This is a genomic window from Clostridiales bacterium (genome assembly GCA_030016385.1).
GTDB lineage: Bacteria > Bacillota > Clostridia > Clostridiales > Oxobacteraceae > JASEJN01.
This window is the reverse complement of sequence record JASEJN010000003.1, coordinates 40,989-66,117: the sequence shown is the minus strand read 5'-3', so window position 1 is coordinate 66,117 and position 25,129 is coordinate 40,989. Positions and strand designations below refer to the sequence as shown.

Genomic DNA, 25,129 nt, shown 5'->3' with positions numbered 1-25,129 from the left:
ATATTAGCATGAAATATAAAAGGCTGCAAAAAAAATAAAAAGGAGGAAATAAAATGTTAATCAAATCTAAAAGAGTTATTTCACTCGTAATTGTATTTTTTATGTTTTTATCATTTATGAGCGCATGTGGCAAAGGGGGGGAAAATGCAGCAACATCTGCTAAGAAAGGGGGACAAACTGTTATCGTATTTGGCACCCATTCGGAATCTGGAATTAATCCAGAGTGGAAAGATCCCGTTACTGGTAAATCGGGTATGTCGCCTGAGGGACTTCAAGCAGCCAGGAAGGCTATGGATACCGTTCTTAAACAACTCAATGTAAAGGTTAAATGGACACAGTATTCTGGTGATGTCCGTGAAGTACTCTTGAAATCGGTATTAGCCAATGACCCCGTTTGTGACGTGGCATTATTCTGGGGCGGTTCTCAGGGGACAATACTCGGTCAGAATATACTTCAGCCTCTGGATAGTTATCAGAGCATATTCAGCGACCCGGACAGTTCATGGATGTTTGGCGACAAAATGTTTGGGCATACATATTTTTTAAACTTTATACTTTCGTTTATAAATGTATGGCCTTTGGTATACAATGTCCAGTATCTTGATAAGGTTGATGCTCTAAAGCAAAACGGAAAAACTGTATATCCTACGGATTTATGGAAAGAGAATAAATGGACATGGTCGGCATTTGAAGATTATTTAACAAAGGTAAATGCATATTATTCAAATAAAAAAGCACCTGTAAGAACAGATGTACCTATTAAGGCCTTTGAGACAGACTATAGATATACGGCTCTTCAAGCAATACATGCAAATGGCGGAGCATTGTATGGCGCTAATGGCCTTACAGTTGATTCTGCAGAAGTTAAACAGGCTATCCAGTATATTGACGAGCTTAAATCCAAGAATTTAATGATGTCTGTAAGATACGGAGATGATAACCCTGTCCCAGGCTGGACTTGGAATGCAAATGATTTTGCAAATGGGGAGACCGTATTTACCAATATGGTTCCATGGATGTCGAATAGTTCAGGACAGGCACTTGCAAAGCGCGGAGAGTCCATGGGTGTGGTACCTTTCCCAAGGCCTGACAATATCCCATCAGGTGATCAGAAATATCAGCAACTAGTTATGCCGAGTGACCAAATGGGCATATTGAAAGGAGTATCAAAAGAAAGGACGGAGCTTGCACTAAAAGCTTATCAGTTGTATTTTTCAACATATTATAAAACTCTGGCAAATAGCAATAAGGCTCTTGATTATTTTAAGAAAAATGCTAAAGCCGAGGCAATAAATGCGGGATTTGATGTTACTAATGAAACATTAGGTGAGGATATAATGAAGGCTTTTGTCGCTATATCTGGAAACAAACCTAATGAGAATGCTTATATTATGCCGTGGTCTAGTATTTGGTCTGATCAAATATTAGGTAATTCAATTTATGGACTTAATAATACGCCAAAATATTCTGCGGCGATTGATTCAATGAAAAATATGATTAATGATTCCATGAGTATTACCGAAAAAGCGTTAAGTTCATCGGCACCTACAGATAATATGCCCCCAACATTTGCTTTAGTTGGAAAAGACATAGCTCTACCTTCCGGTACAGATGCATCCAAAATCGACTGGAACAAATATGTAAAAGCTACTGATGGCGTTGACGGTGATATAAAAGTTTCAGATATTAAATTTGATTCTTCTGCTGTAAAGTTCGATAAGGTTGGTAAGTATGATAAAGGCCTAGCTGTATCTGCAAAGGATAAAGCAGGTAATGAGGGCAAGGGGAATTTTGCTATTATAGTATATGATACTAATAACAAGACGGCTCCCACATTAAAAGCAAAAGCCACCTACAGGACAATAGCAAAAAATGAAGATGCAGCTAAGATAAACTGGGCAAATGATTTTATAGATAAAGCTGTTGATAAAGATGGGTTTGATTTGAAAGCATATGTAACAGCAGATATCAGCCAGCTTGATGTTACTACTGCAGGTAAATATGATGTTGTTTTGACAGTTAAGGATTATGTCGGAAATAAGACTGACTTAAAGATTTCTGTAGAAGTCAAATAATAAAAGAAAAGATATATTAATGTTCTTTGATGCTGTGATAAATTCCACAGCATCAAAGAACTTGATAAAAGTGATTCAAATGGGGGACTGATCATATGAAGAGAGTATTATTTTCAAGTATTATAATGATTTTTATTTTATTTCTATTTAATACAGATTGCAAAGCAATAGATACTGCAAAATCGGCTGATAAGCAGGTCTATTATGATGAGTCCTATATAAAATATCTCGATAGTCAGAACTATTCTGGTAAAACCGCATCCGATGAAATAAAAGTAGATATATCGTCATACAAAACAACGGATGGCATGAAAGCAAGCACAGGGAATGATGGAGTATTTACCGACGACAATGGTAAGATCGAATGGAGTTTTCAAGTAAAAGAGGATGGTTTTTATAATATTGTAGTTGCTTATATTCCGGTAAAAGGGACCAATTCTCAAATTGAGAGAAAAATGTATATTGATGATAAAATTTTCTTTGATGGGATGAACCAGATAATCTTTAACAGAGTATGGGATAATAGTGATGGCAAGCAAATTGCGAAAAAAAATGGTAACGAGATTCTTCCTGTGGCAATAGAAAAACCTGAGCTGACAACTATCTATATAAATGATTCTCAAAGAAGAGATTTTGAACCTTATAAATTTTATTTTAGCAAAGGTTTGCATACATTAACTTTTGAATCAGTTAAAGAACCGCTTAAGATTGCTGATATAACTCTTAAAACAGCTCCAGAGATAAAACCTTATGTAGATGTATTAAAGGAATGGAAGCAAAAATATAATGTGTATAATGGGACTAATATCTTATATCAGGCTGAAAGGATAGATAAGAATACTTTAGATATTAAAAAATCCTCTCCTGATATTATTCTTTCAACCGATTACAGCAGTTCTAATACTGTACCATACAGTCCATATAAGATTAGATTGAATACTATTGGTGGTACTAGCTGGAGTATGCCAGGAGATACTATTGAATGGGAAATCAATGTACCAGAGGAAGGTTTATATAGAATTTCCTTTAGAGGCAAACAAAATATTAACAGAGGCGTAACTTCGTACAGACGGCTAAGGATTAATGGTGAAGTACCATTTAGCGAGGCATTAGCAATAGGATTTGATTTTAATACGGGTTTTGCTAATTATATCATGGGAAAGGGACAAGAAGATTTTCTATTTCACTTTAAAAAAGGAAAGAACACTATTTCACTTGAGGTGGTTCTTGGAGATTTAGCTTTGCCACTTTCACAGGTGGAAAAAAGTGTTTCTATTTTGAATGATATTTATCGTAAAACTACTCAGATAACAGGTGTTGTACCCGATAAAAACATAGATTATGAAATAACAAAAAAAATTCCAGGATTTGCTGAAACATTCAAAACTGAGAGCACCCGCCTGAAAAATGTTGTTGATGAATTGATACGTATTACAGGAGATAAAGGCGAGAATACTGCCATTATTGAAAAAATGCAATTGCAGGCAGAGGAGCTATCTTCAAAGCCAGAGAATGTAGTAAATGAGATAAATACTTTTGAAAGCAATATTGCGGGATTGGGCACATGGATTACGTCTATATCAAAAATGCCTCTCGAACTTGACAGCTTTACATTATCTGCGCCGAATGCAAAACTTGTCAGAGCTGAACCTAATATATTTGTTCGTTTCTATTATAATACAATAAGATTTCTCTCTACATTTTTTATAGATGAAACGAAAATATCAGATATATCGACTAAAAATGCTGTAAAAGTATGGACATCTGCCGGACGTGACCAGGCTCAGATAATAAAAAACTTAATCGACCAGGACTTCACGCCAAAAACCGGTATAGCAGTGAATCTTCAACTTATCCCTGCAGATGTAATTCTTCCGGCGACATTAGCAGGTAATGGGCCTGATGTGGCATTAAATATTCCACAAGCGACAGTAATTAATTTTGCAATGCGAAATGCACTTATTGATCTTTCAAAACTTGATGGTTTTGACGATATAAGAAGAATGTTTTTTGATAGTGCGATAAGAACTGTGACCTTCAAAAATGGTATTTATGGTTTACCGGAGCAACAGACATTCATGATGATGTTTTATCGTGAAGATATCATGAACCAGCTGGGATTAAAACCACCAAAAACATGGGATGAAGTCAAATATGATATATCTGTCTTGCATACAAACAACTATGATTTTTACTTGCCGGGCGTGGAATTTTATTCTTCATTAATATATCAGTATGGTGGAGACTTATATAAAGGTACAGGCGGTGATTATGGAATAGAGAGCGGATTGACAGATGATAATGCCATGGTGGCATTCAATGAGCTGACAAAATTTTATACAAGTTACAAGCTGCCTGTATCCGCCGATTTTTCAAACAGATTCAGGACGGGTGAAATTCCTATAGGTATTGCACCTTATACTACATATAACCAACTTGAAGTTTTTGCACCGGAAATAAAAGGAATGTGGTCAATGGTTACTTTGCCAGGATTAAATAAGGCGGATGGGACAATAAATAATACAGCAGTATCTCAGACTGTCGATTGTATTTTGCTAAAATCTGCAAAAGATAAGGACAAATCATGGAAATTTATGAATTGGTGGATTGATACCAATACTCAGACAAGATATGCAAACTCACTTGAGTCCGTTATGGGCGCTGCTGCGAGATATCCGACAGCCAATATAGATGTAATGAAACAGCTTCCATGGCCCTTAAAGTATTCTAAGCAACTGGAAGAACAATTTAAAAATACAGTAGGAATGCCTGAAGTACCAGGCGGATATATGACAATGAGAGCTGCCGATTATGCATTTCGTTCAGTTGCGACAACAAATGGAGGCGCAAGTGAAAATCCGAGAGAAGCGCTATATCTAAATACCAAACAGGTGAATAAGGAGCTTACAAGAATGCGGAAAGAATTTCATCTGTCCTATAAAGATGAAAATTAGGATATTCAACGTATGTATTTGAATGGATTGAAAGAGGTGCTGGTAGTATGTTGATGATTAAAAAGAAAACAACAAAAAATAATTATAAAATGTCAATGTCATTAAAGGAAATATGGAAATATCATAAAGAGAAATATCTGCTGATACTGCCATTCTCTATTATATTTATTGTGTTTACTGTTATACCTGTAATAACTTCTATTGTAATAAGTTTTACCTCTTTTAACATGCTTGAGGCACCGGTATTTGTAGGACTTAGTAATTATATTAACCTTTTAATAAATGATGATGTATTCTTAATCGCAGTAAAAAATACTATACTATTTGCATTAATAACCGGACCGATTAGCTATCTTATGTGTTTTGTATTTTCATGGTTAATAAATGAGCTGCCTCCAAAAGTTCGTGCAATTATGACGCTAGTCTTCTATGCACCATCTATATCAGGCAATGCTTATCTTATATGGAAATTGATTTTTTCTTCTGATATGTATGGATATGCAAACTCATGGCTGTTGAAGCTAGGAATAGTGAATGAACCTATTTTATTTTTTAATAAAAAAGAGTATGTTTTACCTATACTTATAATAGTTCAATTGTGGTTGAGCCTTGGAGTAAGTTTTCTATCATTTATTGCAGGTTTGCAGAATGTAGACAAAACACAGTATGAAGCAGGAGAAATAGATGGGATAAAGAATCGCTGGCAGGAACTCTGGTATATAACTTTGCCAAACATGAAACCCCAGCTTTTATTTGGAGCAGTTATGCAGATAACGAGTTCTTTATCTGTATCTCAAATATCAATTGAACTTGCAGGCTACCCTTCGGTAGAATATTCCGGTCAGACTATTTTGACTCATTTATATGATTATGGAACTATAAGATATGAGATGGGATATGCATCGGCAATAGCTACAATATTATTTTTTATAATGATATTTACTAATATTATTGTACAGAAGGCGTTAAGAAGGGTAGGTGCTTAACTTGGTTAATATTTTAAGCAAAATAAAGAAATCCTATGCTTCCAGAAAATTTTCCCGCAGAAACAGAAGCTTAGCTGTTGATATATTGTTAACCATTTTTCTTGGTATATTTGGATTATTTAGTGTTTGGCCTTTGATATTTGCCATAAGTAATGCTTTTAAACCGCTTAATGAAATATTTTTATTCCCGCCAAGATTGTTTGTGCAAAAGCCTACTTTGTCTAATTTTGCTGATTTATCAATTATTGTGGGAAATTCGTGGATACCCATATCAAGGTATATTTTTAATACTATACTTATAACCGTGCTAGGAACTATTGGAACTGTAATAATAAGTTCTATGGCTGCTTTCCCTCTTGCAAAATATAAATTTCCAGGTTCGAAATTTATGTCTAACTTGATTGTCTATTCACTTATGTTTAATGGTACTGTTACTGCTTTGCCTAATTACATAATAATGTCAAGGTTAGGAATGGTTGATACTTATTTGTCCGTTATTCTTCCAGCTATAGGATCTACGTTGGGATTATTCCTAATGAAGAATTTTATGGTACAAGTACCTGACTCGCTTCTTGAAGCTGCAAAGATAGATGGAGCAAGTGAATTTACGATATTCTGGAAGATAATGATGCCTCTTTCAAAATCAGCTTGGATAACACTGGTAATATTATCTTTCCAGACTTTGTGGGGTACGACGGGAGGTTCATTTTTATATACTGAAAAATTGAAACCCGTAAGCTATGCATTATCACAAATAGTTAATTCAGGTATTGCCAGAATAGGAGTTGCTTCAGCAGTAACCCTAATAATGCTTATTGTACCGGTAGTTGTATTTGTTATTTTCCAGAGCAATGTAATTCAAACAATGGCGACATCTGGAATTAAAGAATAAGTGTATTTTATATTTTTCTAGAAGAGAGGAAGATGTACAAGCTATGAAATTTAAATATTCGGTTATTATAATTTGCTTGATTTTTCTGATGCTTCCATGTACAAAAGTATATGCTGCCAATACATTTGAACACAATTATATCTATAATTACTGGGGAGAGGCCAATAAAAGCCTTCCGGCCTTTGAATTTGTTAATGTTATAGATGGCAGCGTTATGAAAGATATAAAGTTTTCGGAAGTCGACGATGTGTTTGTAAGCAAAGACAGAATATTTCTGGTAGATACAATGGAAAGCCGCGTTAATGTATTTGATACTAATTTTAATTTTCTTGTATCCATTAAGTTGATAAGGGATGCAAATGGAAGAATTGTAGTCAATCCTCAAACCAATGAGCAGTTGATGCTTACAAATCCGGAAGGTGTATTCATGGATGATAATACAGGATTATTATATATTGCAGATACAGCGGCTGAAAGAATTGTAGTGCTAGATGGGAAAACATATAGTTTCAGTCGTATAATAGAGAAACCCGACAATATGGTTGGTGTTACACAATTTAAGCCATCAAAGCTTGTAGTCGGGAAAGATGGGGTAATAAGTATTGTTGTGCAGGGAAGTTACGAAGGCATAATACAATTAAATAATGATGGCACGTTTTCCAGATATTTTGGATTAAACAAACCTAAGGTAAATATGATAGATCAACTATGGGAATCCATAGCTACAAGAAAACAGAAAGAAAAAATGAAGAAAGTATTCGCCCCGTCATTCAACAACCTGACTATTGACCAGGATGGGCTTATTTATGCTACTACATATGATGCATCGGCACAGAATATGGTATTTCGCTTTGATTCAAAAGGGGAAAATGTTCTTATGGAAAATGGATATTTGCCGGTGACTGGAGATTTGGTTCAAAATATTGAATCCAGTAATGACTCAAGTAATAGCAATCAGATTGCACAGAAATCCAAGTTTGTTGATATAGCAGTTTCCGATTTTGGAGTATATGCACTTCTTGATAAAACTAAAGGGAGAGTTTTTATTTACGATTTTGAGGGCGATCTGCTGAATATATTTGGTTCATCCGGAGATTTGAAAGGGAATGTAAAGAATCCAACAGGTATTGCATGGCTTGGCAAAAAATTACTTATATCTGACAAAGACTTAGGCGTTTGTTATCTTTATGAACCAACGGAATTTGGTGAGACAGTTTTGAATGCTGCAGAACAATATTACAAGGGCAACTGGAATAATGCAGGGAAACTCTTTGATGAAACTGTAAAATTGAATGCTAATTACGATGTAGGTTATACCGGAGTTGGAAGAAATTATCTGATGCAGGATCAGTATGAAAAGGCAATGTATTATTTAAAACTTGGCAACAGCAAGAGCTATTATTCAAAAGCATATAATGGTTACAGAAGCCTGGCTATTCAGAAATATATAGGCTGGTTTGCGGCTTTATTTTTATTAATAACTTTTACCCTGTTTTATTCGGAATATAAATATAATAAAAAAAATGGGTAGAAAATGTCGGCAAATATTATATGGAATATAAACAGCTCTATATAATGATACATGAGAAAGGGTATGGTTTGTATATGAGCAATATTATGGAAGATACAAAATATATGTTTTATGTTCTTTTGCATCCATTTGATGGATTTTATGAGGTTAAATTCCGTGGGAAAAAGAATTATATAATAGCTACGGTTGTATTGGTATTGTTTGGTATAATAGGTATACTAGATTATCAATACACCGGATTCATTTTTAATGATAATCCTTTGCAGCATATGAACAGTATAAAGGTATTTTTTACAACTTTGTTCCCATTACTATTGTTTTTGATAAGCAATTGGAGTATAACGACGCTTTTTGATGGAAGCGGGTCAATGAGTGATATTTATATAGTTATTTGCTATTCTCTTGTCCCTAAAATTATATTTGATATCATAGGAATAATTTTCAGTAATGTTATTATTAAAGAGGAAGCCTCATTATTGTATTCTTTTACTGCTATCGGAACTATATGGTTTTGCTTTCTCGTATTTTGTGGACTGTGTGTTATTCATGAATATTCTGCATCGACTAATATACTTACATTGCTTGCTTCATTTATTTCAGCTATAATTATAGTTTTTCTATGTATGCTGTACATTACGTTAATGGGTAGGTTATTCGGATTTTTTGCGACAGCATTCAATGAATTGATAAAAAGGTGGTGAAAAGATGGTAAGAGGTATAGATATGGCAGTAACCAAAATAAACAAAACATTGAAAAAGATCAATACAAAGAGATTAATTGTCACTATTCTAATAATTATTGCATTTTGTTGTATCTATTTATTGTTTACAAATCTGAATATTAAAAAGCAGCCGCTGCCTGAATACAAAAAGGTCGGGTTGTCATCGGTTATAGGCCAGATACAAAAAAATTCAGGAACTGCTCTTGTAAGTGATAGTGAAGGTAGACAATTATATATTGATACTAAAACATTGAACTTTAGAATAGTTGATACAAAAACAGGTATGGAATGGAATAGTATTTATAATAATGAGAAGAGCCAAGATGATGATAAATCTCCAATTATTATAAAATATATGGGTAAGGACAGCACTTCATATGAATGGGATGCATACAAATACAGTATTCAAAATAACAGATATACAATAAATAAAATTAAAAATGGAGTGCAAATTATATTCGACTTTTTTGAGACTGAGTCATATCGTTTGAATGAATATATGCCATCCAAGATATCAATAAAAAATTATCAAACAGAATTTATTGATAAATTGGACCAAGAAGTTAGTAAGGGTAAATTAAGTATGGTAAAAGCGCAGAAATATAAGGATGCATTGGAAATGACGTATCAAGAAGATAGAGAGAACAACTGTTATTATATGAGATTTTCAGGATTGCCACCTTTAACCCTAGTAAAACAGCTTATTGAATTGTCGAAAGCAGTTGGATATACAACCGATATGCTAGTTGCTGATAGTTCACAATTTGGAATTCAAGTAGCTATTGCAAAACCAGCAAGGTTTATTGTAACTATGGAAGCTACTTTAGAAAAAGGCGATTTGGTAGTAAGAATACCGACCTATGAAATTAAAAGCGGAAATGGTTACTATACGATGCAAAATATCCAGGTACTGCCTTCCTTTGGAGATGCATCGGCAGATGAAGTAAATAATGGATATATATTAGTACCGGATGGCTCAGGCGCTTTATTTAAACTTAATACTTTTAATAAAAGATATCCGGTTTATGAAAGACCTGTCTATAATAACAATTATTATAGTACACTTTATGACATGCCAGAATTTCCAGAAGATTTAAACATGCCTGTATTTGGGATGTACTATGAAAACAGTAAGGGAAAAAGCAAGGGCTATATGGGAATAATTGAAAAAGGGGCTGAGCTTGGATATATTAAAGTACAGCTTGGAACTAAAGATAATTCAGAGGGAGGTACGATATACAATAAAGTCTGCAGCACCTTCGATTCTATGCAGTATTCACGCGTGAAAATTTTTGGCCCATATAGTGATAATGATGCACGCTATCTTGCATCTACAGGACTTATTGATGTTGATTATACTGTAAGGTACAAATTATTTACTGGAAATGTGACATATTTTGATATGGCTGAGGAATACAGGAACTATCTTATAGAAAATAATAATTTAAAGGTATCCTATAGTGCATCGCCGAAGATTTTTATGGATGTAATTGGAACAGTGACACTTGAAAACAGATTCCTAGGTATTCCATATAAAAAACTTGTTTCGATGACGACGTACAATGAGCTTATAAATATAATTAAGGATTTAAAGGATATAAGCAGTGTCATAGTTAATTATAAGGGTGCTTTCAATGGCGGAATGAACAATTCTGTATTCAACAAAGTTGCCACCATAGCTAAGAATGGGAATAAAAATGATTTAAGTAATTTAATAGAATATTTTAATAATGGAAAAAATGAATTGTTTTTTGATGCAAGTTTGATGAGGATTATAGATACGGGAGGGGGGTTCAAACCTAAAACATATGCATTATATGGATATGACGCAAAACCAATTGAATTTAAGAAGTATAATTACGCTACAGGCATGTATAATTTTCAAACAAGCACGCAATATCTTTTGAACCCGTTATATTTAAGCGATACTGTAGATAATTTTATAAAGAATTCGAAAGAATATAAAAATATTTTTATAGAGGATATGGGTTCTACATATTATGCAAACTATAATCGCCGTGATATAGTGAATCCAATCGAGGCTGCATCAATAGTTGACGAAAATCTTAAAAAATTGGTACAGAATAAAACTATTGCTCTTGACAATCCTAATATTAATAGAATAGGTTATGCAAGGTACTCAACAAATATATCCAGAGAGAGCAGTAACTATGGCACCATGTACTGCTCAATTCCGTTTAGACAGCTTGTTATGAATGGACTTACAGATTATACGACTCTTGATGTAAATATGTCCCCAGATAGAAGCAATTACTTTTTGTTGCAGGCATTTGAACTTGGAAGTATTCCTAAGTTTACGATATGCTCACAAAATGTAGATATACTTAAAAACTCTGAATACAGCGATTACTTCTCCATGCAATATTCTATGCTTAAAGATAAAATAAAGTCTCTGTACAATGAGTATTCACAAGGATTTGAGAAGATAGGTTCTAGAGAAATAACTGATCATAAAATGCTGGAGAAAGATGTTTTTGAAACAACATATGCATCCGGTAAATCTGTAATCGTAAATTACAATAAGTTCCCGGTAACGACGAAGGAATATCATATAGATGCCTTAGGCTATATGATTACTGCAAGGCAATAATGGGGGTGGTGAAATGCAGACTACAATGGTAAAGAATAAACATATCTCATATCAGAACATAAGAAAAATAAATGGCATTATATTCATGTTGCCATGGATAATTGGTTTTATATTATTTTTTATCGTACCTTTGATAAATACTATAATTTATTCTTTTAATAATGTAAGTGTAGGGGAGACAGGAGGTATGGAGCTTAAATTTGCCGGTATGAAAAATTTCTTGAATCTTTTTAGTGTTGAAGTATCAACCAGTAAGAGGCAATTTTTAAGAGTGTTTTTGGATGAAAATGCGAAAATATTTATTAATACACCTGTTATAGTAGTCTTTAGTCTGTTTTGTGCAATACTTGTTAATTCCAAATTTAAGGGAAGAGGAATCGCAAGAGTAATATTTTTCTTACCGATAATATTAGGACTGGATGTTGTTATAAATCTGATTACGGCAACTACCGGTAATGATGTAATTGATATGGCAGTAAGCAATAAGCTTGATAACGGGTTATTAATGACTTTTTTGCATAGTTATACTTTTCTTCCCAAGCCTGTTACAACATTTATTTTCAGTTTAGCCAGCAATGTTTTTAGCCTTATATCTCAGACAGGGGTACAAACGCTTATATTCCTCGCAGGACTGCAATCAATAAATCAGTCGCTATACGAAGTGGCGAAAATAGAGGGGGCCACTACTTATGAAGTGTTCTGGAAAATCACGCTGCCTTTGTTGTCAAATATTTTTCTCTTTGCTTTGGTTTATACTTTTGTTGATATGTTTTTAAGATCGCCTATTACGACTGAAATATATAATTTTGCATTTAATAAAAATAACATTGGAGTAGGTTCTGCACTATCATTAGTATATTTGATTAATGTTCTGTTCGATCTACTTATAATGATGTTTATACTTAATAAGGTGGTGAAGTTTAATCATGCCTGATAATAGGAGAAAGATCGGTAGTACATTAGGCGGTTACAGGGTAATTGCGATGGTTAAAAAAATTCTATACAGGATTATATTTTATTCTTTAGTAATAGGTCTATGTTTTGCCATATTGTATCCTTTGTTAAAATTACTGCCAGTAGTATTTAATAATGTAGAGGATCTCGGGAATCCTGATGTGATATGGATACCGATAAAATTTTCACTTGTCAGTTTTAAAGCAGCTATAAGGCTGGCATTTGGAAATGGAATAACAATGCTGGAATCTTTAGGATATGCCATAACTATCAGTATAATACAAATCTTCATAAGTGCTATGGCAGGGTATGCCCTTGGGCGGGTAAAATTTTGGGGTAGAAATTTTATATTTTTTCTAGTAATACTTACATTTGTAGTGCCTCCCCAGTCGCTTCTAATATCGCAGTATCTGAGTTTTAAACATTTTGATGTTTTCGGTTTAGTTACATTAATAAATGGCAGTACTATTGATATAATAAATAAGCCATACACGTTGTATATTATAGCATTACTAGGTTTTGGAGTTAAGCAGAACCTGTTTATATTTATTTTCCGCCAGTTTTTCAAAGGACTGCCAAATGAGTTGGAAGAAGCAGCTCTTATAGATGGGTGTGGTTTTTATAAAACATTTTTAAAAGTAGCATTACCGAATGCCGTACCTGCTATAATGACTGTTGGCATATTAGGCTTTGTATGGAATTATGGAGATACATATTATACAGGCTATTTTAATCCCAACGGACCATATTTGAGCAATACACTATCGAAAACGTTTATTCCTGCAAACAGCAGTAACATCTTATATGCGATAAGGACATGGTATGATGTACCAGGAGCCGGAATGTTAGCATATGATGCTGTTAAACAGGCTGCAGCGTTATTATACTTGATACCGCTTCTTGTTGTATACTTTATAATACAAAGACATATTATCGAGAATTTCGAACAATCAGGTATTGTCGGGTGATATTAGGTAATTGTATCTTTTATCAATGATTTAATACCTATCAGTGTTTTGAATGCCTCAATATATGTAAAAGCAACATTATCGGAAACTGTCTTATTATCAAAGGTTGCAGGAATATTTAATTTTAAAAACTTACTATTTTTGTTTTTTCTGTTTTGTGATAAAATCATGTAAGGGATTTTCCTTTCTTTCTGAATTTAGGTATTTGTCAAAACTATTTTATCAGAAAACAGTGGGAGAATCCCTATTTTATTTGCAAAATAATTTGCACTAAATATATTGAGCAAGGTCAGTACCTATGAGATTCGGTATATTTACTTGCCGAATCCAAGTTTAATTTAATTCATTGTGATATCTAATAAATTACTGGTATAAGGAATATTATATCAATAGATTTTTCGATATCCTTTATAATGCTGTGGTGTCATGGAAAAGAGAGCCAATTTTCACAACAGTTAGTATATATTATTTTAATAAATAGGTATGTAATTTTTTGGTAAAGGCATCTTAAATTTAGTTATACTTGCCCGTATTTAGCAAATGATTTTTGGGAGAGGAAGAATGTTATGAGTATAGCAAATAAGAGGATTTATTTATCAAGCATCATAAAAGAATTGAATAAACAATGGCCGGAAAACCGTACAATAAATATAGTTTTCCATGGTCATAGCGTACCGTCGGGGGCATTCTCTCACACCTACTGTTAATACTTTTAGTTCATATCCATATTTGCTGCTCAAAAAACTAAAAGAAAGATTTCCCTTTTCAGTTATTAATATTATAATAACTATCATCGGTGGCGAAAATTCTGAGCAAGGTGAGAAGTGATTTGATTCGGAAGTTTTATGCCACCGACCTGATATTTTGACTATAGATTATGGATTGAATGACAGGTAAATAGGTCTTAAAAGGGCGGAATATTCCTGGTGCTCTATGGTTGAAAAGGCGCTTAGACATAGTATAAAAGTAATACTACTGACTCCTACAGCCGATTATAGTGGAATAAATAATGAACTTTCGAAGAATTGAGTTGAATTGGAACAACATGCTGAGTAAATAAGAAAAATTGCTGATAAATATGGGGTCGGTCTGGTAGATAGTTTCAAGATTTTTAAAAGTTATGTCAAAGATGGCGGAGATTTAACCGATCTATTAGCACAGTGCAATCATCCCAACAAGAAAGACCATGAATTAGTTGCACAAGAGTTATATAGATGGTTTCCGATTTGTTGAAATATCTGTTGAAAGTATTGGAAATAACGAAATTTTTTAATAATGATAAAATCATACAATTAGCTTAAAACAAAAATAATATAGTGCATTTTGTAACCCAATTGAAATTCATTTTCATGTTTTTCCATATATTAAGACCAGCTAATTAAAGTCAAGTGACTTTTGGGAGATTGTTTTAAAAGTTTTAAAAATTATTTTGTATGACAAAATCAAAAAAATGTATAGCAACAAGACCATCTAAATTAAGTAGGCATAAAATAGCTGGCCACAGTTAGTAGTTTGAACCTTGAAAACTGAGCATCAAGTACATATACTATTAAGCTGCAGTATGCTTTGCTGCAAGCATCCTGGCGTGTTCTTCAGGAGTACGCAACTGATAAGGTTTTCTATCCCTTAGAACGGCAAAGATGATATAAATGAGCTTATGCATAACAGCTCCTAAAGCTACTTTTTTAGGTTTGCTCTGGTACTTCTGTTTGTAGAGCTTCAATAATACGGGATTACAAGCTTCTTTATTCCGTTTTGTGCGTATATTGGCAAGTGCAATTGTGAATAGTACCCTTCTAAGTAGCCCTGACCCTCTTTTAGACATCTTGTTTTGGGTACCGGTAAATTTTCCAGATTGCTTGACCGAAGGGTCAATGCCAAAATAGGCAACTAGCTTACTTGGTTTTGAAAAAGCTGAGAAGTCACTAATTTCAGCAATAATTGTAGCGGCTGTCAGAAGGCCAATACCAGGGATAATCTTGAGCAGTTCAAGTGTTAATGACATCATTGGTATATCCTTTGACATATTATCAACAATTAACTGATGTATAGCTTTGAGCACTTTGCCCAGATTCTCCTGTAGATTTTTGACCATGGATATGTATATACCCAACATTGCAATATTAGCAGGATTATTAATACTTAAAGGCTCAAACTCTCTTGCTTTTAAGATTAACAATTCATACTTTGCAACTGCTCACTTAAGGTTTTTTCGAGAGTCCTTCTGGATCAGAGAGACAAGTCTATTCTTGTCAGCCTTAACTATCAGGGCAGGAGTAGGGTATTCCTTCAGGACAGCCATAGCAGTCTTGGAGCAGGCGTTTGGAAAAACATCTTTAAAGTTGAGCATAAGCTGGTCAATGGTACCGGTAAGCCTGTTTTTGTAGGTAGGACTTTATCATTTAGCTTGTAGTACTGGCGACAAAGGTTCCTTAGACACTCAATATCTTCATTTGGTATATTGGTAGCTTTGAGCTCCTGAAATCTATAGAGCAGGGCAATCTTTCGGGCATCTACCTTATCATTTTTCACTTTCCTGATTCCAATATTTTTGATAGAATCAGTTTGGATGGGGTTTATGATAGAAACCTCAAATCCATTTTTGCAAAGTGAATGGAAAAGGATTTTGTGATAGTGCCCGGTGGATTCCATGACGATAAAAGGCCTTGAAGCAAAGTCCTTTTCCGTTTTATTAAGCAGTTCAACGGCCCTTTTTACGTCAGCGTAGAAATCATGGTTAATCCTCATGCGAGCAACAACTTCATTAGATGGTGAGAGAATAGCTATTTCACTGAAGTACTTGCCCACATCAATTCCTGCAATGGGTCTATAATTCATAAAAAATGCCTCCTTTAAAGATTAATTGGACTTAAAGCCTCCATCCTTTCCATGTAAGCAAACAACCTTGCATGTGACACGAGAAACCAGCTAAAAAGCTGGCCTCAACCAGCCAAAACATGTAGACTTACCGGAATGGATAAATACTCTTTCCTACGGGTAATCGGCCCTTTAGGTCCGTCCCAGGAGGAGTCTCATTTACTCTCCAAGTCCGGATTATATTATACATGCTTGTCAAGGTTCAGGCCAACATGTGCTGGTGAATTAGCTGAGGTAAGAAGCTAAAAGATGTGCTTGATGTTTAGAAAAGAGTTGAATTTTATTTATCATGGTTAACTATGAAATTTGCAGGTAAAACAGTGATTTAATTCACTGATTGTTACAATATTAATTGTACAAGGAGGATAAAATATCTTAATCGTTACTCATGAAACTATTTCCATTCGAATACAATGTTTTAGGAAATATAATTTATATTTGACTATAAAAACAGATCTGAATAATCCAATGAGGGAGATATTAGCATATCAAAGTAGATTTTGGGATAAAAAAATAAAAAGAATGGAGAGAGTGCTCATGGAGCAAAAATTGAAAAGGAAAGCTTCTATTAAGGCAGGGTGGGACGATATAACATTATCCTGCATAGCGTATGGCATATCAGGCTTTTTCGCTATTATTTGTTTTATTCCGTTTTTGTATGTAATAAAATATTCTTTATCTCCTTATGAGTCATATCTTAAAAACCCGTTCAGCCTGATACCTGACCGATTAACAACTGCTGCATATAAAATGGCACTGGGTTATCAGTATATCTGGTCGGGCTATAAAAATACATTATTTATTTCTTTTGTCGGCACCGCCTGTGCCATGATATTATTGGTATTAACGGCATACCCACTTTCTAAAAATGATTTTAAAGGACGCAGATTTATAATGACTCTCTGGGTTATTACGATGTTTTTCAACGGCGGGACGATACCAAATTATTTCTTAATTCGCAGTTTGGGACTCCTTAACAATCTCTGGGCTATGATTCTGCCTGGCCTTTTGGGAGCATTTAATCTAATTTTGATGATAAATTACATAAAAGATCTTCCGACATCCATAGAAGAAGCGGCATTGATTGACGGGGCGAATGATATGCAAGTACTTATCCGTGTGGTTTTGCCGCTGTGCCTGCCTATTTTAGCCACACTGGGGCTATTTACAATAGTCGGTTTCTGGAATACTTACTTTAGTGCAATTATTTATCTGACAAAACGGCAAATGTGGCCGTTACAGTTAGTTTTGAGAGAGATTGTCTTTGAATCAGGGGCAAATGAGATGCAGCAGGGAATGGAGGCCGAGGAACGCATAACACAGCCGTTCATATTAAAAATGGCTTCCATAGTTATAGCTACTTTGCCAATTATGTGTGTTTATCCGTTCCTGCAGAAGTATTTTATGACAGGACTGGTTTTGGGAGGAGTTAAGGAATAAATATAAGTTTTAAAAAATCGATATAATGGGGGGAAAAGCAGTGGAAACATCGCTAGTGAAGCCAAAAAAGAATTGTTTTCGTGAAAAGTTAAATGATGCTAAGCATTATATGATTAAAAGACGATATCTATATTATATGAGCATACCGGGACTTGCATATATCATTATTTTCAGATATATACCGATGTATGGTATCATAATGGCATTTCAGGACTTCAGTTTTAGATTAGGCATTTTTGGAAGCAAGTTTAACAATTTTGCAAATTTTAAACAGTTATTTGGAAGCGAACAATTTTATACCGTTTTTTCAAACTCCATACTGTTAAGCATATCAAGATTGGTTGTCTCTTTTCCGGTACCTATTATATTAGCCCTGCTATTGAACGAGATAAAGTCGCTGAAGTTTAAGAAAACATCACAGACATTGATGTACTTGCCACATTTCATCTCCTGGGTTGTACTAGGAGGTATTCTTACAAATTTCCTTTCGATGAATGATGGGCTTATTAATGCGTTTATCGTAAAACTGGACGGTACCAAAATCAACTTTTTGGGTTCCGCAAAATGGTTCAGGACTGTAATCATAGGCAGCAGTATCTGGAAGGAAGCAGGATGGGGGACGATTATTTATCTTGCCGGATTATCGGCTATTAATCCGGAATATTATGAGGCGGCCACTGTCGACGGGGCCAATAGGTTTCAAAAGTTATGGTATATTACGCTGCCAAGCCTGGCAAATACCATAGTAATTATGCTTATCCTGTCGGTAGGAGGTATTATGAATAACGGTTTTGAACAGATATATCTTTTCCAGAATGGTTTAAATATATCTGTATCGCAGGTATTTGAAACATATATATATCATATAGGTATTGTGGGAGGCAGGTACTCCTATTCAACGGCAGTAGAACTTTTTAAATCAGTTATAGCTGCAGTGCTGCTGCTCTTTACCAACCGCATAGCCAATAAACTCCGTGGGACTTCATTATTTTAAGGATGATCATATATATTAGGCGCCTTGCCTATTTTATGTGTGATAAATCATTTTAATAAGAGGGGGGACTCAGGATGAAAGGAAAAAGTGTCAAAAGTTTGTTAGCGGCAATACTTGTTTTTGTGATGTCCATTTCATTGATGGGCTGCAATAAATCAAAAGAGGCAAAGGGAGATGTAAACCAGGAGGGCAAACCGATAACACTGAGGATGATTCAACGTTTGCCTGCCACATATGTTGTACAGGACAACCCGGTAATAAAGGAGTGGGAAAAACGAACCAATACTATTTTGGACATTGAGGCTCCGCCTATCAACAACTATAATGATCGCCTGAATATTGTGATGGCATCGGGGGATTTACCCGATATTATAATGCTGGGCGGCACGGGTACAACATACCAGCAGTGGGCAAAAGACGGGCTTTTGCTAAAATTAGATGACTATTTCAACAATGGAAAGATGCCTAATGCCAAGAAAGTTTTGACAGATGAAGAATTGTCTTTCACAAGAGTCGCAAACATGAACAATGAATTATATTCATTGCCCCGCGTCCAGACAAAACCTTGGGATAACATTGTATACCGCAAAGACTGGCTTGATAAAGTCGGCCTGAAAGTACCGACGACACCGGAAGAATTTAAACAGGTAATGCTGGCTTTTGCCAAGGATGACCCGGATGGAAATGGTAAAAATGATACATTTGGATTTTCATATAATATAGTTATGGGTCCGATGGACCGTAACTTAATTAACGGTTTTGGAATCAGGCCCACCTCAGTTCCTGATGAAAATGGAAATTACCAGTTAATGCAGGCCCAGGACGGATACATGAAATATATGGACTGGCTGCATGATATGTATGCTAATGGATCTCTTGATTCTGAATGGTATAATACTAAAATGTACGAGGATGATGATAAATGGGCCGCAGGTTTAACCGGCGCCATATATGATAATAAGGTTACGGAACATATGACTGCAACTAAAACCAATGATGTCAGGAAAGTCGCCCCAAAGGCTGAATTGGTCGCAGGGCCCCCGCTAAGGCAGGAAGGGAAAACAGTTTCCGATGTGTACTATGCTCCGCAGATTTGGGGCAACTATGGAATCAGCGCAAGCACCAAGAATAAGGATCAGGCTGTAGCATTCCTCGACTATGGGTATACGGATGAATGCAACGAATTGCTGGCGGCAGGAATTCAAGGCGTAACTTATACGAGCTTTGATAAAACGACAAGATTTGCTATAAAGACAGCCGATCAAAAAACGGCGGCTGATAAATATTGCGCCACATATGCAACCATCAATTATCAGCGTCAGGATAAAGGGTTGTTGATGGCCACAGGTTCTACTGCTGATGAACAGGATATATTCACAAAAGCATTTGATGAAATAGGGAAACAAACTAACAGAATTACCTATTTGCCTGAAGGTTCACTGGCAGGTATCAATGATGAAAATTTTAATATTAGTAATTCAGGGATTCCAGCTAAATATACCGAGTATGTGACAAAGTATATTTGCGGCAAGATTACGCGTCAGCAATTTGTAGATTTTATTCAAAAAGAATATGTCCCGGCATATAAGGGCTATATGGATATTGTCAGCAAGTCAGGCATAAATAAAAAGAAATAAAGCGCCTGCTGTAAACTTTAGGCGTGCTTTGGTATAATAATCTGAAGCACGCCAATTTTGGGTATATATACCATATTAAAGGAGCATTTTATATTATGAGAAGAAGTAAAACAATTTACTGGGATCAAATACTGGAGAAGATTAAAACACAGCCATGGGCATCATCGTTGGTCAATGTAATGAGACAGGATTTTGAAGACCAGATCCATAGGGGACCCAAGGATCCGCCATTGGAAGAGTCCGAATGGGGGCATCATTATTTTTGTAAAACATGTGGAATCAGATTGGATTTTAATATTACCAAGCCTCATATTCATACATGCCCGAAATGCCATAAGGATTATTCAGGATGGCCGTATGATGGTGCGTGGCGCAAGATCATGCATTCGGTTATTGTAAGCAACATGGAGCGAGCTGCAGTTCTGGCCCATATTCCACAGGCTGATAATAGATATAAAAACTATATCCATGATACCATACTTTTTTATGCGAATAATTATGACAAGTATCCTGAACACGGAAAATATGCAGGTATAGGCAAAGTTTATCCACAAGCGCTCAGCGAAGCGATATTTGTCATAGCAATTGAGCGTATTTTGCGCATGAGTGCCGATTTAAACATCTTTAACGAGTCGGAATATGATGCAATCGGTAAATTATTCTTTACTCCGGCTTTGCATTTGATTAAACCCCAGATTAATCAAATCAACAATATTCATGCATGGATGCAGGCTTCAATAGCTGCTTGCGCCAACTTTTTAGATGACCGGGATATTTTGAAGGATACTATTTATGGCAGATATGGATGGCTGAATCAATTAGAAAAGGGGACATTCAAGGAGGGGATCTGGTATGAAATATCTCCGACTTATCATTACTATACCTTAAATGCGTTATTAAGCCTGGCATGGATTGCTCTTGAAAATGATATTGATTTGTTCGAGAATCCCACCTTGAAAAAGATGGCATCGAATTATGTGCCGTTAGTTTATCCAAACGGGAAGTTTCCATCTTACAATGATGGTTGGTTTGAATCGAACATTTTCGGTTCGTGTACCGTTTATGAAGAATTATCGAGGTTTGATCATTCCTTCGGGTCCTTACTATCATGGATATATAAAAATGCAAGCCCACGACCGTACTCATATTTACATTCATTATTCAATAATGCTACAAAAGAAACGGGTTATGCACGCGCTTCAATACCGGCGCTTATATATGGGCCTGTAAGCCTGCCGGAGCCTGAGGAACCGGTACGAAAAAGTTTTATTTATGAGGATACGGGTATCGCAGTTTTACAAAATGATAAAATAAGGGTATCTCTTAAATTCACAGGCAATGGAGGAGGACATGACCATAATGATAAAAATTCCATCGAAGTATATGCAAATGATGAACTTTTAAGTTATGATCCGGGGACATCCGGTTATGGGATTTCATTTACCAGGGAATGGAGCCGTACTTCTATTTCTCATAACATGGTTTGCATAAACAATCTGCTGCAGAAGAATTCACGCGCAACTGTGCTGGACTATAATGACCAAAGTGTTTGTGTGCAAGCCCAAGACGCTTATAGGGGAGTTTCCCTCAAACGGAAAATATCTTTGAAAGATGATGGATTCATTGATATTTATGCAGTCAACTGCAGGGTGAATTCACAGATCGATTGGATTTTCCATTGCAGGGGGAGAATAGAGACTCGGCTGCCGCTAAAGATATGCAAACCCTTTACGGAAGATAATGGATATGACCAATTATTTGATTTGAGGCAAACTGTTTATGATAAGGAATTCAACATATCTTTTATAAATGAAAGGCAGAAGCTTAACATTCATTTTGAAGGAGAAGAAAATACTAGAGTTATAATTGGCAAGTGCTATGGGGCCGATAAGACTGATATATTATCGTTTATAATGCTGCGACGTTATGGCAAAGATACCCAATTTTCACAGCAGACGAGCATATGCTGTTTTGATAAATAGCAATTTTTTAATAAAAATATCCATAAACGGACAAAATTAATTAGCGATAGATGCAAAACGGCATCTATCGCCTTTATGGTTATTGGCCAGATGCTTGGAGGCAGAGGTTATCACTTTCCCTGTCCATAGTAAGCATTGGGTCCATGTTTCCTTAAAAAGTGTTTGTCAAGGAGGGACTGGTCGATGCCGCCTGTGCCGGGTGCCAAAGAAAGGGTATGGTAAGCCATCATAGCAACTTCTTCTAAGACGACTGCATTGTAAACCGCTTCGCGTGCATTCTTGCCCCAGGTGAAGGGCCCATGGCTATTTATAAGGACTCCTGGAATATACATGGGATTTTTGCCATTAAATGTTTCAACAATGACATTCCCGGTTTCTCTTTCGTATTCGCCTGTTATTTCCTCAGCAGTCATTTTTCTTGTGCATGGGATTTCACCATAAAAGGAGTCCGCATGTGTGGTCCCGAGTGCCGGGATGCTCTTTCCGGCCTGAGCCCAAATGGTAGCCCATCTTGAATGTGTGTGTACGATTCCTCCGATTCTCTTAAAGTTTCTATAAATAACAAGATGTGTCGGGGTATCGGAAGAAGGATTGAGCTTTCCCTCAACTTTATTGCCGTCAAGGTCTAAAACAACCATATATTCTAATTTAAGTTCATTATAAGGCACTCCGCTTGGTTTTATAACTATTAAACCGGATTCTCTATCTATACCGCTGACATTGCCCCATGTGTAGGTGACAAGACCTTTTTTGGGAAGCTCCAGATTGGCTTTAAGAACCTCCTGCTTTAATTGTTCCAGCATTATAAAGAGCTCCTTTCATCCTTCATCGGATTTGCGTTACTTCAGCTTTGATCTTTTTGAGCCTTTTCATGACATCGTTGGCTCCTCTGCCAAAGTAATCATGGAGGATTTTGTATTCAGCATATAGCTTATCGTATATTTTTACATTTTCAGGGATTGGTTTAAAGTATTCTTTCTTTACCTTGGACATATGCTTTGCAGTTTCAACTATCGAGTCATAACCGCTTCTGTTCCTTCCGGCAGCCAATGCGCCGAACATTGCCGAGCCCAAGGCAGGAGCCTGAGTTGAGCCTGCAATCCTGATTTCCATGTTGGTTACATCGGCATATATTTGCATCATAAGTTTGTTCTTTTCAGCTATTCCGCCGGCGGCATAAAGTTCTTTTATGGGGACTCCGCTTTCTCTAAATGTTTCGACAATCAACCTTGTGCCGTAAGCGGTAGCTTCGATCAAAGCCCTATATATTTCTTCAGGTTTTGTAAGCAGCGTGCATCCTAAAATCATTCCTGTAAGGTCCGCGTCAACAAGCACTGAGCGGTTGCCGTTCCACCAGTCGAGGGCAACCAGTCCGCTTTCTCCAACTTTAAGCTTTGAGGCTTTTTCAGTAAGAAGCGTATGTATATCGATTTTCCTTATTCTTGCTTCTTCTGTGTAGCTTGCCGGAACGCAGTTTTTAACGAACCATTCAAAATGGTCGCCTACACAGGATTGACCGGCTTCATAGCCAAAATATCCGGGGATAACTCCATCTTCAACGACGCCGCACATGCCGGGCACCATTTTTTCTTCGGTACCGAGAAGTATATGGCAGGTTGAAGTTCCCATAATCATCAGCATTTTGCCCTCATCGGTTATTCCCACGGCCGGTATCGTAACATGAGCGTCAACATTAGCTACAGCTACGGCTGTGCCTTCTTTTAAGCCTGTAAGTCTGGCTGCTTTTGCGGTTATTTCCCCGGCTTTTGAGCCGATTGGGTGGATATCTGAACTCAGCTTTTCCTCTACAATATTTTCGAGCCGCGGATCGAGAGCCTTGAAAAATTCTTTTGAAGGATACCCTTCATGCTTGTTCCAGATCGCTTTATACCCTGCGGTACAGCTGTTTCTTGCCTCAACTCCGGTAAGTTGCATTACAATCCAATCTGCAGCCTCCATAAATTTATCAGCATTTTCATAGATCTCCGGAGCTTCGTCCAAGACCTGCCATACCTTCGGAATCATCCATTCAGATGAAATTTTTCCGCCATAACGTTTCAGAAAATCTTCTCCTCTTTCTTCGGCAATTTTGTTGAGCCTGTTTGCTTCCCCTTGGGCAGCATGATGCTTCCATAGTTTTACATAGGAATGCGGGTTTGATTTAAATTCTTCATAGAAGCAAAGGGGAGTTCCTTCTTTATCCGTAGGAAGAATTGTACATGCAGTGAAATCGATGCCGATGCCGATGACATCCTCCGGCCTAACGCCGGATTCCTTTAAAACGGATGGAATAGTTTCGCTTAAAACGTCCAGATAATCCTGCGGATGCTGCAGAGCCCAATCGGGAGGAAGTTTAGTATGCCCATCAGGAAGGTACTTATCAATGACTCCGTGAGGATATACTTTTACAGCAGATGCGACTTCCTCACCCGTTGCTATGTCAACGAGTACCGCTCTTCCGGATTGAGTGCCAAAATCGACTCCAATAGTATACTTTTTATCCATT

General features: G+C 36.1%; 16 protein-coding genes and 1 pseudogene. 14 read left to right on the top strand and 3 right to left on the bottom strand.

The window, feature by feature from the left end; genetic code table 11:
- Positions 1-53 precede the first annotated feature (53 nt).
- The 10 genes from QME45_01380 to QME45_01335 all read left to right on the top strand — a co-directional run bounded on the left by QME45_01380 (position 54) and on the right by QME45_01335 (position 14,400).
- On the top strand, positions 54-2,075 hold the full coding sequence (locus QME45_01380) for a hypothetical protein (protein MDI6617311.1): 2,022 nt from the start codon (positions 54-56) through the stop codon (positions 2,073-2,075).
- A gap of 95 nt (positions 2,076-2,170) precedes the next feature.
- Entirely contained in the window at positions 2,171-5,029 is a 2,859-nt protein-coding gene (locus QME45_01375) for an extracellular solute-binding protein (GenBank protein ID MDI6617310.1), read from the top strand.
- Between the two features lie 47 nt (positions 5,030-5,076).
- Complete coding sequence (locus tag QME45_01370) at positions 5,077-6,015, top strand: sugar ABC transporter permease (protein ID MDI6617309.1); 939 nt, start codon at positions 5,077-5,079, stop codon at positions 6,013-6,015.
- A 1-nt stretch (position 6,016) separates the two neighbouring features.
- Positions 6,017-6,907 carry a carbohydrate ABC transporter permease gene (locus tag QME45_01365; GenBank protein ID MDI6617308.1) on the top strand — a complete coding sequence of 297 codons (891 nt, stop codon included), beginning with the start codon at positions 6,017-6,019 and terminating at the stop codon, positions 6,905-6,907.
- A 43-nt stretch (positions 6,908-6,950) separates the two neighbouring features.
- Positions 6,951-8,438 (top strand): hypothetical protein, encoded by a 1,488-nt coding sequence (locus QME45_01360; protein MDI6617307.1) that lies wholly within the window; start codon positions 6,951-6,953, stop codon positions 8,436-8,438.
- Between the two features lie 86 nt (positions 8,439-8,524).
- Entirely contained in the window at positions 8,525-9,139 is a 615-nt protein-coding gene (locus QME45_01355) for a YIP1 family protein (protein ID MDI6617306.1), read from the top strand.
- 178 nt (positions 9,140-9,317) lie between these two features.
- The gene (locus tag QME45_01350; protein MDI6617305.1) at positions 9,318-11,771 is read left to right on the top strand and encodes a DUF5696 domain-containing protein; all 2,454 of its coding nucleotides are present in this window, start codon (positions 9,318-9,320) and stop codon (positions 11,769-11,771) included.
- 13 nt (positions 11,772-11,784) lie between these two features.
- Positions 11,785-12,705 (top strand): sugar ABC transporter permease, encoded by a 921-nt coding sequence (locus QME45_01345; protein ID MDI6617304.1) that lies wholly within the window; start codon positions 11,785-11,787, stop codon positions 12,703-12,705.
- Entirely contained in the window at positions 12,698-13,693 is a 996-nt protein-coding gene (locus tag QME45_01340; GenBank protein ID MDI6617303.1) for a carbohydrate ABC transporter permease, read from the top strand. The genes QME45_01345 and QME45_01340 overlap by 8 nt, the downstream gene beginning before the upstream one ends.
- Positions 13,694-14,259: 566 nt before the next feature.
- Positions 14,260-14,400, top strand: coding sequence for a hypothetical protein (locus tag QME45_01335; GenBank protein MDI6617302.1), 141 nt, complete (start codon positions 14,260-14,262; stop codon positions 14,398-14,400).
- Between the two features lie 842 nt (positions 14,401-15,242).
- Here QME45_01335 and QME45_01330 read toward each other — a convergent pair.
- A pseudogene (locus QME45_01330) lies at positions 15,243-16,531 on the bottom strand (IS110 family transposase).
- 576 nt (positions 16,532-17,107) lie between these two features.
- Between QME45_01330 and QME45_01325 the strand changes: the two are divergent.
- From QME45_01325 to QME45_01310, 4 genes are all read left to right on the top strand, one after another.
- Positions 17,108-18,010: a carbohydrate ABC transporter permease gene (locus QME45_01325; GenBank protein MDI6617301.1), complete on the top strand. Its 903-nt coding sequence runs from the start codon at positions 17,108-17,110 to the stop codon at positions 18,008-18,010.
- 40 nt (positions 18,011-18,050) lie between these two features.
- Positions 18,051-19,004: an ABC transporter permease subunit gene (locus tag QME45_01320; protein MDI6617300.1), complete on the top strand. Its 954-nt coding sequence runs from the start codon at positions 18,051-18,053 to the stop codon at positions 19,002-19,004.
- A gap of 74 nt (positions 19,005-19,078) precedes the next feature.
- Positions 19,079-20,641 (top strand): extracellular solute-binding protein, encoded by a 1,563-nt coding sequence (locus tag QME45_01315; GenBank protein MDI6617299.1) that lies wholly within the window; start codon positions 19,079-19,081, stop codon positions 20,639-20,641.
- A 95-nt stretch (positions 20,642-20,736) separates the two neighbouring features.
- Positions 20,737-22,623 (top strand): heparinase II/III family protein, encoded by a 1,887-nt coding sequence (locus QME45_01310; GenBank protein MDI6617298.1) that lies wholly within the window; start codon positions 20,737-20,739, stop codon positions 22,621-22,623.
- 110 nt (positions 22,624-22,733) lie between these two features.
- Here QME45_01310 and araD read toward each other — a convergent pair whose 3' ends face one another.
- Positions 22,734-23,426, bottom strand: a complete 693-nt coding sequence (gene araD / locus QME45_01305) for an L-ribulose-5-phosphate 4-epimerase (protein MDI6617297.1) — start codon at positions 23,424-23,426, stop codon at positions 22,734-22,736.
- A gap of 22 nt (positions 23,427-23,448) precedes the next feature.
- Positions 23,449-25,128 (bottom strand): ribulokinase, encoded by a 1,680-nt coding sequence (gene araB / locus QME45_01300; protein ID MDI6617296.1) that lies wholly within the window; start codon positions 25,126-25,128, stop codon positions 23,449-23,451.
- Position 25,129: the final 1 nt, after the last annotated feature.